The sequence below is a fragment of the Labrenzia sp. THAF187b genome (assembly GCF_009363375.1).
Lineage (GTDB): Bacteria > Pseudomonadota > Alphaproteobacteria > Rhizobiales > Stappiaceae > Roseibium > Roseibium algicola.
The window spans coordinates 3,979,285-3,993,491 of record NZ_CP045344.1 but is presented as its reverse complement, the minus strand read 5'-3'; the positions used below and the strand labels follow the sequence as shown (position 1 = coordinate 3,993,491).

Annotated in this window: 12 protein-coding genes and 1 tRNA gene; 5 read left to right on the top strand and 8 right to left on the bottom strand. The window is 58.9% G+C overall.

Features of this window, described 5'->3' with window-relative positions:
- Nucleotides 1-190: 190 nt before the first annotated feature.
- Nucleotides 191-266: transfer RNA gene (locus tag FIV03_RS18365), tRNA-Thr, on the top strand.
- A gap of 65 nt (nt 267-331) precedes the next feature.
- Here FIV03_RS18365 and FIV03_RS18360 read toward each other — a convergent pair.
- The 8 genes from FIV03_RS18360 to FIV03_RS18325 form a co-directional block, all read right to left on the bottom strand.
- Nucleotides 332-1,312, bottom strand: coding sequence for a glycosyltransferase family A protein (locus FIV03_RS18360; protein WP_152510558.1), 981 nt, complete (start codon nt 1,310-1,312; stop codon nt 332-334).
- Nucleotides 1,309-2,544, bottom strand: a complete 1,236-nt coding sequence (locus FIV03_RS18355) for an FAD-dependent oxidoreductase (RefSeq protein WP_152510557.1) — start codon at nt 2,542-2,544, stop codon at nt 1,309-1,311. Before FIV03_RS18355 ends, FIV03_RS18360 begins: the two co-directional genes overlap by 4 nt.
- Nucleotides 2,545-2,646: 102 nt before the next feature.
- On the bottom strand, nt 2,647-2,916 hold the full coding sequence (locus FIV03_RS18350; protein ID WP_152510556.1) for a hypothetical protein: 270 nt from the start codon (nt 2,914-2,916) through the stop codon (nt 2,647-2,649).
- Between the two features lie 67 nt (nt 2,917-2,983).
- Nucleotides 2,984-3,289 carry a cytochrome o ubiquinol oxidase subunit IV gene (cyoD, locus tag FIV03_RS18345; protein WP_023001144.1) on the bottom strand — a complete coding sequence of 102 codons (306 nt, stop codon included), beginning with the start codon at nt 3,287-3,289 and terminating at the stop codon, nt 2,984-2,986.
- Between the two features lie 9 nt (nt 3,290-3,298).
- The gene (gene cyoC, locus FIV03_RS18340) at nt 3,299-3,892 is read right to left on the bottom strand and encodes a cytochrome o ubiquinol oxidase subunit III (RefSeq protein ID WP_152510555.1); all 594 of its coding nucleotides are present in this window, start codon (nt 3,890-3,892) and stop codon (nt 3,299-3,301) included.
- Nucleotides 3,893-3,903: 11 nt separating this feature from the next.
- Complete coding sequence (gene cyoB / locus FIV03_RS18335) at nt 3,904-5,943, bottom strand: cytochrome o ubiquinol oxidase subunit I (RefSeq protein ID WP_152510554.1); 2,040 nt, start codon at nt 5,941-5,943, stop codon at nt 3,904-3,906.
- The gene (gene cyoA, locus FIV03_RS18330; protein ID WP_152510553.1) at nt 5,943-6,875 is read right to left on the bottom strand and encodes a ubiquinol oxidase subunit II; all 933 of its coding nucleotides are present in this window, start codon (nt 6,873-6,875) and stop codon (nt 5,943-5,945) included. Before cyoA ends, cyoB begins: the two co-directional genes overlap by 1 nt.
- Before the next feature lie 159 nt (nt 6,876-7,034).
- The gene (locus FIV03_RS18325) at nt 7,035-8,276 is read right to left on the bottom strand and encodes a Zn-dependent hydrolase (RefSeq protein ID WP_152510552.1); all 1,242 of its coding nucleotides are present in this window, start codon (nt 8,274-8,276) and stop codon (nt 7,035-7,037) included.
- 146 nt (nt 8,277-8,422) lie between these two features.
- Between FIV03_RS18325 and FIV03_RS18320 the strand changes: the two genes are divergently transcribed.
- The 4 genes from FIV03_RS18320 (at nt 8,423) to FIV03_RS18305 (ending at nt 14,148) form a co-directional block, all read left to right on the top strand.
- Nucleotides 8,423-9,982, top strand: coding sequence for an ABC transporter substrate-binding protein (locus tag FIV03_RS18320; RefSeq protein WP_152510551.1), 1,560 nt, complete (start codon nt 8,423-8,425; stop codon nt 9,980-9,982).
- A gap of 280 nt (nt 9,983-10,262) precedes the next feature.
- Nucleotides 10,263-11,207, top strand: a complete 945-nt coding sequence (locus tag FIV03_RS18315; protein ID WP_023001138.1) for an ABC transporter permease — start codon at nt 10,263-10,265, stop codon at nt 11,205-11,207.
- Nucleotides 11,207-13,144 (top strand): dipeptide/oligopeptide/nickel ABC transporter permease/ATP-binding protein, encoded by a 1,938-nt coding sequence (locus FIV03_RS18310; RefSeq protein ID WP_152510550.1) that lies wholly within the window; start codon nt 11,207-11,209, stop codon nt 13,142-13,144. Before FIV03_RS18315 ends, FIV03_RS18310 begins: the two co-directional genes overlap by 1 nt.
- Nucleotides 13,141-14,148, top strand: a complete 1,008-nt coding sequence (locus FIV03_RS18305; RefSeq protein WP_152510549.1) for an oligopeptide/dipeptide ABC transporter ATP-binding protein — start codon at nt 13,141-13,143, stop codon at nt 14,146-14,148. Before FIV03_RS18310 ends, FIV03_RS18305 begins: the two co-directional genes overlap by 4 nt.
- The last annotated feature ends 59 nt before the right edge of the window (nt 14,149-14,207 follow it).

Here is a 14,207-nt window from a genome sequence, read left to right as displayed (position 1 = left end):
CATTGGAATCGAGATGTCGCGACACAGAAGTTCTGGATCGCTGAGCCTCTGCGCACGCGAAACTATCCACAACGGCTACCCAATTTTTGAAATTATCAGAGAGGTTTAGCTGGTTTACCGGCATCAGGATCGAAAAATGCAAATCAGGGCATGGACAAGTGCGCCCAATCTGGTAGAAGCCATCCCCGGCGCCGGTATAGCTCAGCTGGTAGAGCACGTGATTTGTAATCTCGGGGTCGCGGGTTCGAATCCTGCTGCCGGCACCATTTCCCCCCATTCAGCCTGAAACTCTATTGTGCCGCTCGCCGCTGGCACCGTGCTATCGCGTGCCTCAGGCGACACGGACCATATGTTTTCGCCACGCGTTGCAGCTGCCATGGCGCTGCATCAATGAACGACGCAGCATCTTCTTCATCCCCTCCTGGCGCAGATCCAGTTCGCTCTGGCTCCAGGTCGCGTCGAATGCCCTGCCGACGGCTAGCGGTCTCAACTCGCTGTTTCTGGAAAAGACCCGCTCGCAGGCAAGATCGAATATGGCCTCGCGCTGGTACTCGTCAGCCACGGACCGTGCCGCATAGAGTGCCATTTGCTGGCAATAACGCATCCAGGCGTATGCAAGGGTTTTGGCCGGTGTTTCCAGCCAGCTCGTGTGGGTGTTGCCGTCGTGATAGACCTTCCTGTAGAGCGGCCGGTCGAGATAAAGCATTTCACCCTGGATCGCCTGGCGCATGATCCAGGTACTGTCGGCGAACATGTTGTCGAACCGGTTTCCGGGAACGGTCAGATCACGAAGGTTTGGCGGTGTCCGGTTGACCGCCCGAAAACTGACGCCGGCATAACTCATCCCGAACACCTGACTGATCCGCGCTTCCAGGTCTCCGCTCACGCTTTTGCTGCGGATGATGTGTTCATCCGGCCTGCCGACAGTCTGAATTGCAGTGCAAGCGCTTCCGGCAGCAGGTGTCTTTTCCAGAAGATCCACAAGCGCGGCGTAATAGTCCGGCTCAATGGTGTCGTCTTGCGGCAGGATTGCAAAATACGGCGTCCTCACCCTTCTGATCAGCCAATTGGCGTTTTCCACCCAGCCGAGTCGTCCCCGCTGATGGTAGATACGCACGTTTGCCATGCGCCGGAACGGTTCGAAGGTTTCCCGTTCGAAACCGCCATCATTGGAAATGACAACACGAAAGTCGCGAAAGCTCTGCTCCTGCACTGACGCAAGCACCTGTTCCAGAAACCCCTTCGGCCGGTAGGCAGGAATACAGATTGTCAGACGTGGCCGCTTCCATGGCCATATTGCAGGAAACTTCATGAGGCGATGACTTGATGAACCCGGCTTGAAGATGCCAGCGCGTCCGCCGCTTCAAGCGCGAACATCGGTGCGGTCGTGTATTTGCCCGGATCAAGGCTGCAATAACCATAAGCCAGGAGGCTGGGGCCTATTCTGCTGCGCTTGTGCAGATCGCTCACGCGATCATCAATATCACTTGCGCCCCTTGCATCAATAACTCCGCCGATCAACGGTGCTTCTTCCATCTCGGGCAACCGCAGGAACTCAGCTAACTTCGGATAATAGGCTGCAAGTGCGGCAACGGAACTGCGGACAATTTCGGCCTTTCGGGAAGAAGCGATCTCTGGGTGCGGAAGCAAAAGGTCGCGTGTGCTGGCGAGCATCATTGACGGATACCAGGAAAGATACACCCGGCCTGACTCATACCGCACGACATCTCCGTATCGCCCCAACATGAGCGTAACATTCGCCAGATCTTCGACAACATCCGGCAGCAGCACTGCCATCTTGTAGCGCAGGAACCACGGGGCATTATCAGCAAAGCCGCTGGCATGATCCAGATAGCGGCGCTGCTCCCAGGCGGCGTTGAGCACCCGGTCAAATGGTCCGTCAGCGCGATGTTCACCAACCACGTGCCAACCGGAGCGGCTTGTCTCGAAACGCGTCACCCTGTGATTGGACTGGAATTCGATTCGCGGGTGAGAAAGAACCGCTTTCCGCAGTGAAGCAGCAATGGCTCGAGTGTCGACGGATCGTTCCGGCGTTCCGAAGGCCGCCGCGATCTTGCCAGTTTCGGAGCCATAAGAATGGGAGGTCAGCCGCTGGAAGGCCGGCAGATCCACTTCGCCGAGGTAGTCTGCATTTGGTGCGGCAAGCCGCTCGCGGAGGATATCCTGCACCAGCACGAAGTGCTGTTCTACCGCACCCGCGGAAAGCTGAGACCCCTCAGGAACGGCATAGTCGAATGGCTGCGTTACGGAAGAAGCGAAAAGGTCTTGCGCCATCCATCGGCACACGATGGACCGGAAATGCAGCGCGCCGTCGATCATGCGCCGTGCGGTCAGACCTGAGCTGTCCCCGCCGTAAACGAACCCGAGATGGATCTTGCCTTCGTTGACCAGCGATGCCGCAGTCAGCGGTTCTGCTCCGGCATCGTAAAGCACGATGCGGTTACCGCGATCAGCAAGTTCCAGAGCTGCGATCGAGCCGGCAATGCCAGCCCCTACTATCGCTATGTCCCGGCACGATTTCATCCAAGAACGACCGAAATCATGTTTCCCCACACCTGTTCCGGAACGGGTTCTCTTACCTCAATCGCAGCCAACCGACCAGTGGAACAATCACGTTATCGGTCGTCATTCCACGTCGCCGATGTATTTTGCCTGGTTGATCAGCTCCTGGCATTTTGCTTCGTTGCCTGCGTGCCGTTCCTTGTTCGCTTCCTGGAGCAGTGCGCGCATCTTCTCTGCAACAGTGATGTCGATACCTTCCCTCTCGGAGTGGGTAACGGCATTTTCAACCTTGTCGATGTCCGCCTGACAGTCGGCCAGTGCACCGGTGGTCGCGGCCAGCATCAGCCCTGCGGCCAGAAGACTGCCGGCAAGCGGATTGCGATTGCATCTCATGTCATTCTCCCTTTCGGACAGGCTGGTCGTCGATTGCGGCGAGACGCCCTCAATGGCTGCCAGGCATTCACTGCATGCGGTGGTGCAGATCCATCATGATCCAGAGACTGCCGCCGACCATGATGAAAATGAGCACCGCGGCAAAGGCCAGAAAGAACAGGTTCTCGACCGGTGTGGATTTCAGGTCGATGTGTAGAAAAAATACCAGGTGAACGATCACCTGCAGAACCGCGGCAACGGCGATGACGAAATATACGGCACTGCCTGTAAGCAGACCGCCCCAGACCAGGGCGAAGGGAATTGCCGTCAGCACAACTGCAAGCACAAACCCGGTGAGATAGGTAGACAGGCTGCGTTCAGCGGAATGGTTCATATGTGCCCCCTATAGAACGCCCGGCAGATAGACCGCCGAAAAGATCCCGATCCAGACAATATCGAGAAAATGCCAGAACAGCCCGAGCCGCATCAAACGGGAACGAACCGGTGGTGTAAGGCCCTTGACCATGATCTGGCCAATCATAACCACGATCCCGAGTGCCCCGAACGCAACGTGCAGTCCGTGTGTGCCCACCAGCGTGAAGAACGCGGACAGAAAGCCGCTTACTTGCGGACCCGCGCCCTTTTCGATCATGCCGGCAAATTCAGTCAGCTCCATTGCCAGAAACGCGAAGCCGAGCAGCAAGGTCACAAAGAGCCATTGGACCACGCGGCCCTTCTGGTCGTTCATCAGCGCGATGCTCGCCATTCCGAAGGTCAGGCTGGAGACCAGCAGCAAGCCGGTTTCAACGGCAGTCCTGCTGAGATCGAAGAGCTCTTTTGACGTCGGACCCGCTGCGGAGTTTTCCGACAGGACAGCGTAGGTCGCAAACAACAGCGCGAAGATGACCGCGTCGGTCATCAGATAGATCCAGAAACCGAATTCCCTGGAATGAAGGGAGTGCTTCTCTTCCTCTTCAAGGATGGTTGCAGCAGACATCGGCCCCTCCCTCAAACCGTTCCGGACAACGGTGCGCCGGAGGCGGCACCGCGCGGTACAAAATCGCGCATGTCATGCATGTCGGCCGGCGAGATCTGCCCAAGGCGCTCTCGCTCGATCCGGGCGACTTCTGCGGCGGGCAACACGAATTCGCTGTTGTCGTCGGACGCCCGGATACCAACACATACGAGAGACAGCACGAAGCTCAGAGCGACGAGCCACCAGATGTACCAGACGAAGGCAAAACCGAGCACAAATGCCAGCGCACCAAGCACCGGGCCGATCCAGGTGTTTTTCGGCATGACGATGTCTTCGTAATGCTGCGGCGGCTGATAGGCCTCCCCCCGGATCTTCATGTCGTGGAACGCGTCGATATCGGTCACCTCGGGCAGAACCGCGAAGTTATAGGCCGCTGGCGGAGAGGACGTCGCCCATTCCAGGGTACGACCGTTCCACGGGTCCCCCGTGATGTCCCTGGCAGATCCCCATTTCCTGGCCGAAACGTAAAGCTGGATGGCGATGCAGGCGATGCCGCACAGCACGAACAGCGCCCCGATCGCAGCGACGATCAGATAGGGTTGCCAGGTGGGGTCGGCATAATGCTCCATCCGCCGGCTCATGCCCTTGAAGCCAAGGACGTAGAGCGGCATGAAGGCGAGATAGAAACCGATGATCCAGCACCAGAAGGACCGCATGCCCCATTTGGCGTCCAGCTTGAAACCGAAGGCTTTGGGGAACCAGTAGTTCATGCCGGCGAAATAACCGAAAAGAGCACCCGGGATCAGCATGTTGTGGAAGTGCGCCACCAGAAAGGTGGAATTGTGCATCAGGTAGTCGGCGGGCGGCAGCGCCAGCAGCACCCCGGTCACGCCACCGATGACGAAGGTCACCATGAAGCCGATGGTATAGACCATGGACGTGTGAAACTCGATCCGGCCCTTGTACATGGTGAACAGCCAGTCGAAGATCTTCACCCCCGTTGGCACCGCGATGATCATCGTCGCGATGCCGAAGATGGCATTCACATTGGCTGACGAGCCCATCGTGAAGAAGTGATGCAGCCAGACCGTGAACGACAGCAGCGCGATACAGGCGGTCGCATAGACCAGCGAAGTGTAACCGAACAGCCGCTTGCGCGAGAATGTCGCCACCACTTCGGAAAAGATACCGAAGGCCGGCAAGATCAGGATGTAGACTTCCGGATGCCCCCAGATCCACAGCAGGTTGGCAAACATCATCATGTTGCCGCCGTCACCGTTGGTGAAGAAATGGAAGCCAAGCGTGCGATCGAGTGTCAACTGACCGGCGACCACCGTCAGCGCCGGAAAGGCGAAGGCAATCAGGATGGAAATGCACAGTGTCGTCCAGGTGAACATCGGCATGCGCATGAAAGTCATGCCCGGACAGCGGTTCTTGACGATGGTCACGATGAAATTGATGCCTGAGAGCGTACTGCCCACCCCGCTGATGATCAGCGCCCATAGCCAGTAGTCTACCCCCACGCCCGGACTGTATTCAGCGCCGGAATATGGCGGATACCCGGTCCAACCAGCCTGGGAAAACTTGCCGACCACAAGCGATATCAGCACCAGCCCGGCACCGGCTGCCGTCATCCAGAGGCTGACGGAATTCAGGAACGGAAAGGCGACGTCCCGCGCGCCGATCTGTTGCGGCACAATGATGTTGATGAGCCCGGTCAGGAACGGCATTGCCACGAAGAAGATCATGATCGTGCCGTGGGAGGAGAAAATCTGCTCGAAATGCTCTGGCGGCAGGTAACCTTCACTGTTCAGGGAAATCGCCTGTTGCGCCCGCATCATGAGGGCATCGACAAACCCGCGCACCAGCATCACCAGAGCCAGCACCACATACATGATGCCGATCTTCTTGTGATCGACGCTGGTCAGCCAGTCTGTCCAGAGAACTTTCCATGCGCGCAGCCAGGTGATCAGCAGGAACACGGCAATGCCGCCACCAACTGTCACTGCCGCCCCACCCATGGCCACCCAGGAATAGAACGGCAGGGCCTCGATCGTAAGACGTCCCAGCATCAAACAGCCCCCCGGCAGATGAGTTCGGCGGCCTTGCTTTCGTAAGGGCCGACAATCGGCGCGTATTTGCGCAGGATGATTGAAAAGAGATCCGTCTCGTAAGACGAATAGTGCCGGACTGGATCGGCAACGCTCTGCTTGTGCAGGTCCACATACGCCTTGGCGTCCAGCACATCAGCGGATCCTGTTACCTTTTCCTTCCAGGCGGCGAAATCCGCTTCGTTCATGGCATGTGCCTTGAAGTGCTGGTCAGAAAAACCGTCGCCGGAATACATTGTGTTGCGGCCGTTGAAGGTGCCTGGACCATCTGCAATCAGGTTAAGTTCGGAGCGCATGCCCGCCATAGCGTAGATCTGGCCGCCGAGTGCTGGGATCATCAGTGAATTCATGACCGTGTCGGAGGTGATCTCTATGGTCAACGGCCTGTCTGCGGGAAAAGCCAGTTCATTCACGCTGGCCGTGCCGAGTTCCGGGTATAAGAACAGCCATTTCCAGTCGAGTGCGACGGCCTGCACCTTGAAAGCCGGCTTGTCGGACGCCAGGGCCTTGTAAGGGTCGAGCCTGTGGGTCGCATCCCAGACAATGGTTCCGATGACAATCACGATCGCAGCTGGAACCAGCCAGACCACGGCTTCAATGCCCCAGGAACCATCCCACTCGGGCGCATAATCCGCGGTGTTGCCATTACGCTTGCGATATCGCCAGGCGAACAGCAGCGTTAGTATGATTGCGGGAATAGCGACGATCATCATGATGCCGAATGCCGTGAACAGCAGATCCCGTTCCGCCAACGCGATAGGCCCTTTCGGGAAAAGCACCGGCGCATCGGAAAGCGCACAACCTTGTAACAACGGGAAAAGGCATACGAGGCCAACCGTCGCGGCGGACCTCAAGGCACTACGGACCTTTAGTCCGGCAATCCGATCAACCATGGCACCCCCGTTGGAAAATGGATAGGGACTGTCTGTTTGCAACACTTGTGGCGGCGCGCCCGCCAGGAACGATATGCTTTACTTTTGAAAAGCCTAGCCGAGCCCGCGCGGCATTGAAAGAGCGAAAGTTGCAGAAGCCGGCAGACACCATCAAACAGGTTAGCCGGACAAGTCGAGCAACGCCTGCAGCATGAGGTTCGCCCCCTTCTCGATATCCGACCAGTCGCTGTGTTCTTCGGGAGCATGGCTTATGCCGGCCCGGCTGGGAACGAAGATCAGTCCGGAAGGGCAGAAAGACTGCATTGTCTGGGCATCGTGACCGGCTCCGGAAGGCATACGCCGCGCCGGTAATTCGTTGCGTTCGGCAAGGCCGGCGAGCTTGTCGGCAAGCTCGCTATCCAGCGAAACCGGTGACAACCAGCTCCTCTCGGTCTTGTTCAATTTCAGTCGGTGCCGGTTGGCGACAATGTCGGCGCTTTCCAGAAAACGCGATTTCAGCCCCACCATTATCTCTTCCGACGTGTCACGCAGAATCACCGAAAAGACTGCACGACCTGGAATCGTGTGGGGATGGTTCGGCGAAAGTTCGACATGACCAATGGTAAACCGGCTCTGGTCGGTGCCGTGCATCTGGATCAGATCCGGAATTGTCCCGGCAAGCTCGGAAAGCCCGGCAAATGCATCCGCTCGCAGATGCATGGGTGTTGTCCCGGAATGATTGGCGATTCCCGTCAGTTCCAACTCCAGATAACAGACACCGGAAACCTCCTCGGCGATGCCGATGGGAAATTCTTCGGCTTCAAGAACCGGCCCCTGCTCGATATGGAGTTCCAGAAAGGCATTTATCGAACCGGCCGGCCGGGCAGCTTTCAGGATGTCCATCGGCTCGAGCCCCAGACTGTTCATGGCATCGCGCAGCCGGATCCCGTCGGCATCAATCGCCTGCTCGATCCAGGCCGGAGTGATCGCCCCGGCTATGGCCTGTGAGCCGAGCATGCCCCCGAAACGGCCCTCTTCTTCGGAAGTCGCGGCAACTTCGATCGCTATCCGGGGCGTTATCCCGGCATCCTTCATCGTTCGCACGCATTCCAGCGCAACACAGGCGCCGAGCGCTCCGTCAAAAGCCCCGCCATTGACCACGGTGTCGAGATGTGATCCGGCCATGACGCACGGCCCGTCCTCAGGTCCATACCGGCCAAACAGGTTGAGTGCGCCATCTCTCCACACCTGCAGATCGTCGGCCCTCATCTGTGCCTCGAACCAATCCCTGCACTCCAGATCGACCCGAGTGAAGCCTGGTCGCGTGTAGCCGCCGGTTTCGGGAACAAAGCCGAAGCGATTCACTCCGTTGAGAAGCGTTTTGAGACGCTCCGGGTCGATACGGATTGCGTGCTGCGGCATCCTTGTTTCCCCCTATTTATCAGCGCTTAAGCGTTTATATGGCATCGAGAGTACAACCCTCGAGCGAAAATAAATATGAAATAATTATTGCAGCATTGCAATTAATCATGATTAATTATTCGTCAGAAACAACGAGGGGAATGGTCATGAAAAGATTCCTAGCCGCGGCTTTCGCCTCGGCCTTCCTCGCCTTTGCACCCCAGGTGCAGGCGCAAACTCCGCCCAATGTTCTGGTTGTCGGCCAGATCGCGGAACCCAAGTCACTCGACCCGCACGCCGTCACGGCGGTGAACGATTTCCGCATTCTGGTGAACTTGTATGACGGACTTGTGCGCTACAAGGACGGCACCCTGGAAGTCGAACCGTCCCTTGCCGAAAGCTGGACCATTTCGGAAGACGGCAAGACCTACACGTTCAAGCTGCGTGAAGGCATCAAGTTCCATGACGGTTCCCCCTTCAACGCGGAAGCGGTGAAGTTCAACTTCGACCGTATGCTGAACGAGGAAAACCCCTATCACGACACGGGTCCCTTCCCGCTTGCATTCTTCTTCTCCACCGTGGAGGACGTGGTCGTTGACAACGAAACCACCGTCACCTTCAACCTCAGTGCCCCTTACGCGCCGTTCCTGTCGAACCTTGCCTATCCGACGGGTCTGATCGTCTCGCCCGAGGCAGTCAAGCAATACGGCAAGGATTTCGGCCGCAATCCGTCCGGTACCGGCGCCTACAAGTTTGCCGAATGGGAAGCCAACGCCAAGGTGGTTGCCGTCAAGAACGAAGACTACTGGGATGGCGCTCCGGAACTGGAAGCGCTGATCTACCGCCCAATCACCGACGCCAACACCCGGATCGCCGAAATGCTCTCCGGTGGACTGGACGTGATGGTTGAAGTCCCGCCGGACAGCCTGCAGCAGTTCAAGGACGATTCAACTTTCAAGGTGCTGGAACAGGCCGGACCTCACGTCTGGTTCCTGATCCTGAACACCCGCGAAGCTCCGTTTGACGTCAAGGCCGCACGCCAGGCCGCCAACTACGCCATCAACAAGAAGGCGCTGGTGGAAAACATCCTGCAAGGTACGGCCGACGTCGCAGCAGGGCCGACACCTCCTGCCTTTGCCTGGGCCTACAACGAGAGCCTGGAGCCCTATCCCTACGATCCGGAAAAGGCCAAGGAACTCCTGAAGGAAGCTGAATACGCCGGACAGGAAGTTACTTTCTATGTCACCGAAGGCGGCTCCGGCATGCTCGACCCGGTTGCCATGGGCACGGCAATTCAGGCCGATCTGCAGGCCGTCGGCATGAAGGTCAAGATCGAGACATATGAATGGAACACCTTCCTCGGCAAGGTGAACCCGGGTCTGCAAGGCAAGGCTTCCATGGCGGAAATGGCCTGGATGACCAATGACCCGGACACGCTTCCGTTCCTGGCCCTGCGCACCGAAGCGATGCCCGAACAGGGCGGGTTCAACTCCGGCTACTATTCCAATGCCAAGGTGGACGAGCTTCTGGAAAATGCCCGCGAGGAAACCAACCAGGAAGAACGTGCAAGGCTCTACAAGGAAATGCAGGAAATCGTCCAGGAGGACGCCCCCTGGGTCTTCGTTGCCAACTGGAAACAGAATGCCGTCACCAAGGCATCGGTTGAAGACTTCAAGCTGCAGCCGTCCTTCTTCCTGATGCTTCAGGACGTCAAGAAGCCTCAGTAAGACGACACGTCTCCCGGCGGACCTTGAACGGTTCGCCGGGATTTTCGTATTCGGACCTGCACGCAGCAAGTGCCGAAGGAAACGTAAAGGCGCATCCCGGCGACACAACACTCCCTCATCCTGAGGAAGCGCAAGGCGCTGTCTCGAAGGATGGGCCACTTGCTCCGGAGTGTGCCGCCCATCCTTCGAGACGCGCATAAATGCGCTCCTCGGGATGAGGTTGCGGAGGCGGCAAGGCTTCAGGAAATGGCCGGCCGCACTCAGAAAGAGGGAGAGACCATTGGCTTCCTATATCGCCAAGCGTCTGCTGGCTGCCATCCCGGTCCTTTTCGGGCTGACGATCATCGTCTTCCTGATCATGGCGATGATCCCGGGAGACCCGGCAACTGCCATTCTCGGCTCCTACGCGACACCGGAAAATGTCGCCAAGCTCAACCGCGATCTCGGCCTCGACAAAACCCTGTTCGAGCAATACGTCATCTGGATCGGCAACCTGTTCCAGGGTGATCTCGGCCGCTCCTACACGCTCAACCGTCCGGTGCTGGATGAAGTGATGGAGCGCTTTTCAGCGACCCTCATTCTGGCCGGAACCTCACTCATCCTGTGTTCGATCTTCGGCCTTCTCGCCGGTATTGTCTCTGCCGTCCGTCAGTACGGCTGGGCGGACAAGATCATCACGCTGCTCGTTCTGATCGGTATCTCGACCCCGTCTTTCTGGCTCGGCCTGCTGCTGATCCTGGTCTTCGCCGTCAATCTGCGCCTGTTTCCGGCGTCCGGCATGTACGCGATCTATGGTGGCGGCGACTTGCCCGACCTGATCCATCACCTCACCCTGCCCGCGCTGACGCTTTCGGTGGTCGCGACCGGCGTCATCGCCCGGTTGACGCGCACCGCCATGCTGGAAGTGCTGCGTCAGGACTATATCCGCACCGCCCGCGCCAAGGGCCTGTCGGAACGCAAGGTCATCTACAAGCACGCATTCAAGTCGGCCCTCGTCGGCGTGGTGCCGGTCATTGGCATCCAGGCCGGCTTTGTCATCGGCGGTGCTGTCTATATCGAGACGGTGTTCCAGTGGCCAGGCATCGGATCCATGCTCGTGACCGCCATTTCCACCCGCGATCTGCTGCTGGTCCAGGGCGGGGTTCTGGTGGTCGCCGCCGCCTATGTTCTCTTCAATCTGCTCGCAGACGTGGTGCAGACCATTCTTGATCCGAGGTTGCGCTGATGAGTGACACGACCATGAGCGCCCCTTCCAAGGAGAAGGCAAAATCCTCACGCCCGGGGACACTTGCGCTGCTGCTCAACAATTCGCTGGCAACCAGCGGCCTTGTCGTTCTGGTTCTGATCTGTCTTGTCGCTCTGGCAGCGCCGATCCTGCCGCTGGCGAACCCGGACGTTACCGCCCCGGCTGACCGACTTCTGCCGATCTTTACCGCAGGACACCTGCTTGGCACCGATCACTTGGGCAGGGACATCCTCTCGCGGCTGATCTGGGGGACACGCATATCGCTTGCCGTCGGTCTGTCGGCAACAATAATCGCTGCCTTCTTCGGCTCGCTTCTGGGACTGGTCGCCGGATACGCGGGCGGGCGAACGGACACTCTGATCATGCGCGGCATCGATATGGTGATGGCGTTTCCCTACATTCTGTTGGCACTGGCCATTGTCGCCGTGCTCGGCCCTGGGCTGCTCAACGCGCTTTATGCCATCGCGCTCGTCAACATACCGTTCTTTGCCCGCAACATTCGCGGTATCACGCTCGGACTATCCCGAAGGGAGTTTGTTGACGCGGCACGGCTGTCTGGCAAGTCGCCGGTGCAGATCCTGTTTCTGGAAATTCTGCCCAACGTCCTGCCGGTCATCGTTATCACCATGTCGACAACCGTCGGCTGGATGATCCTGGAAACGGCCGGGCTGTCCTTCCTCGGCCTGGGCGCCCAGCCGCCACAGGCAGACCTCGGCTCCATGCTGGGTGAAGGCCGCAAGATCCTCTTTACCGCGCCGCATGTCTCCATCATTCCGGGTCTGATGATCTTTGCGCTGGTCATGAGTATCAACCTCTTCGGCGACGGAGTTCGCGATATCCTCGACCCGCGTCTGCGTGCCGGGTCCCTGACCCGGCCGGTCTCTCGAACAGCGGTGCATCGCAAGCCCGACGAGGTCCCCGCGCCTTCGGAAAAGGGCGGTGTGCTGGATGTCCGTCAGATGCGCACCGAATTCCAGATCGGCAGCTCCGTTTACAAGGCAGTCGGCGGTGTTGATCTGAACCTGAAAGAGGGCGAATGCCTGGGCGTGGTCGGAGAATCCGGATCCGGCAAGTCGGTAACGGCCATGTCCATCATGGGCCTTGTGCCGACACCACCCGGCCGGATTGCCGGCGGTGCCGCCTATCTCGACGGCGAAGATCTTTTTGCGGCAAGCGACCGGCGTATCCGGGACCTCAGAGGCGGGTCGGTTGCCTATGTCTTCCAGGATCCGCTGTCGACGCTGCACCCGCTCTTCACCGTTGGCGATCAGTTGACGGAAGCGATCACCACCCACCAGCCCATGTCCGGCTCGAAAGCGCGGGAGAAGGCCGTTGAACTGCTATCGCTTGTGCGGATCCCGAATGCGAAGGAACGCTTGTCCGCCTACCCGCACGAGCTTTCCGGTGGCATGCGCCAAAGGGTCTGCATTGCCATGGCGCTCGCCAACGATGCCAAGGTGCTGATCGCGGACGAACCGACCACCGCGCTCGACGTCACCGTGCAATCGCAAATCCTGACGCTGATGAACGGCCTGCGCCGCGAACGGAACGCTGCAATCCTTTTCATCACCCATGATTTCGGCGTTGTCTCCGCCCTTTGTGACCGTGTTGCGGTAATGTATGCGGGCCGCATCGTCGAAACGGGAACGACGGAAGAGGTTCTGGCGAACCCGCGTCATCCCTACACCGCCAAGCTGATCGAATGCGTGCCGGTTCTGGGCGAACCGGGCCGTCGTCTGGATGCAATCGAGGGCCGCCCGCCCGTGGTCAACAACCTGCCGGACGGTTGCGCCTTTGCCGAGCGGTGTCCGCACGCACAGGCCTCCTGCCGGACCGGCGAGATCAACCTTGAGATGTCTTCCGAAACCCGCGGTGTGCGCTGCCTCTTTCCGCTGAATTCCGGAGCGACCGCATGAACGAGATAAGTCGTAACCACATGGACAGCGAAACCCTCCTGACCATTCAGGATGTCGAGCGCATTTTCGGCGGCGGTCGGAAGCTCTTTGGCGGTCATCTTCCCGCCGTGCACGCGGTTCAGGGTCTCAGTCTCGATGTAAAGAAGGGAGAGACCCTGGGTGTCGTCGGAGAGTCCGGCTGCGGCAAGTCCACCCTCGCGCGCCTCGTCGTCGGTCTCGATCTGCCGACTTCCGGCTCGATCACCTTCAACGGCGAGGATCTTGCGGCACTGGCAAAAAAGGACCGCAATGCACTCGCCCGCAAGGTTCAATATGTCTTTCAGGATCCGGTTGCCTCGCTCAATCCGCGCAAGACCATCAGGACCATCCTGGAAGCGCCGCTCAAGCACCTGACAAACCTGAATGCTGATGGCCGCGAGAAGCGCCTTGCCGAGCTGCTGCAGGCGGTCAACCTGGCGCCGGAGTTCCTGGAACGCTATCCGCATGAATTCTCCGGCGGCCAGGCGCAGCGGATCGGCATTGCGCGGGCACTTGCGGCCGGGCCTGAGCTGATCGTACTTGATGAACCCGTGTCTGCCCTTGACGTGTCCGTGCAGGCCCAGGTGCTGAACCTGCTGGACAAGCTGAAGGACGACTTCGGCCTCACCTACATCTTCATCAGCCACGATCTTTCGGTGGTGGAAAGTGTCAGCGACCGCGTGGCGGTGATGTACTTCGGCCGGATGGCCGAACTGGGCCCAGCCAGAGAAATCTTCCGCAAGCCGCTGCACCCCTATACGGATCTGCTTATGCGCTCCGCGCCCGCCCCCGGGCGGCACGACCTGATGTCGGAAGATGCCTCTGCCGAATTGCCGGATCCCTACAATCCTCCCGAAGGCTGCGCCTTTGCCGCGCGCTGTGCGCACCGCACGGATATCTGCGTTGCCGGCAAACCGTCACCGGACGAGGCCAAAGGCGGCAACAGCCACATTGCGGCTTGCTATCACCCACTCGGGAAGGCATAGGCTCCCCAAAAAACAAGGCATTGCAGTTTAACCGGCCATGAGAATTCCCGAAGGAGCGA

Coding starts and splice junctions, on each gene's coding strand:
- FIV03_RS18360 (WP_152510558.1), bottom strand. CDS start 1,312: ATGAAGTTTCCTGCAATATGGCCATGGAAGCGGCCACGTCTGACAATC.
- FIV03_RS18355 (WP_152510557.1), bottom strand. CDS start 2,544: ATGAAATCGTGCCGGGACATAGCGATAGTAGGGGCTGGCATTGCCGGC.
- FIV03_RS18350 (WP_152510556.1), bottom strand. CDS start 2,916: ATGAGATGCAATCGCAATCCGCTTGCCGGCAGTCTTCTGGCCGCAGGG.
- cyoD (WP_023001144.1), bottom strand. CDS start 3,289: ATGAACCATTCCGCTGAACGCAGCCTGTCTACCTATCTCACCGGGTTT.
- cyoC (WP_152510555.1), bottom strand. CDS start 3,892: ATGTCTGCTGCAACCATCCTTGAAGAGGAAGAGAAGCACTCCCTTCAT.
- cyoB (WP_152510554.1), bottom strand. CDS start 5,943: ATGCTGGGACGTCTTACGATCGAGGCCCTGCCGTTCTATTCCTGGGTG.
- cyoA (WP_152510553.1), bottom strand. CDS start 6,875: ATGGTTGATCGGATTGCCGGACTAAAGGTCCGTAGTGCCTTGAGGTCC.
- FIV03_RS18325 (WP_152510552.1), bottom strand. CDS start 8,276: ATGCCGCAGCACGCAATCCGTATCGACCCGGAGCGTCTCAAAACGCTT.
- FIV03_RS18320 (WP_152510551.1), top strand. CDS start 8,423: ATGAAAAGATTCCTAGCCGCGGCTTTCGCCTCGGCCTTCCTCGCCTTT.
- FIV03_RS18310 (WP_152510550.1), top strand. CDS start 11,207: ATGAGTGACACGACCATGAGCGCCCCTTCCAAGGAGAAGGCAAAATCC.
- FIV03_RS18305 (WP_152510549.1), top strand. CDS start 13,141: ATGAACGAGATAAGTCGTAACCACATGGACAGCGAAACCCTCCTGACC.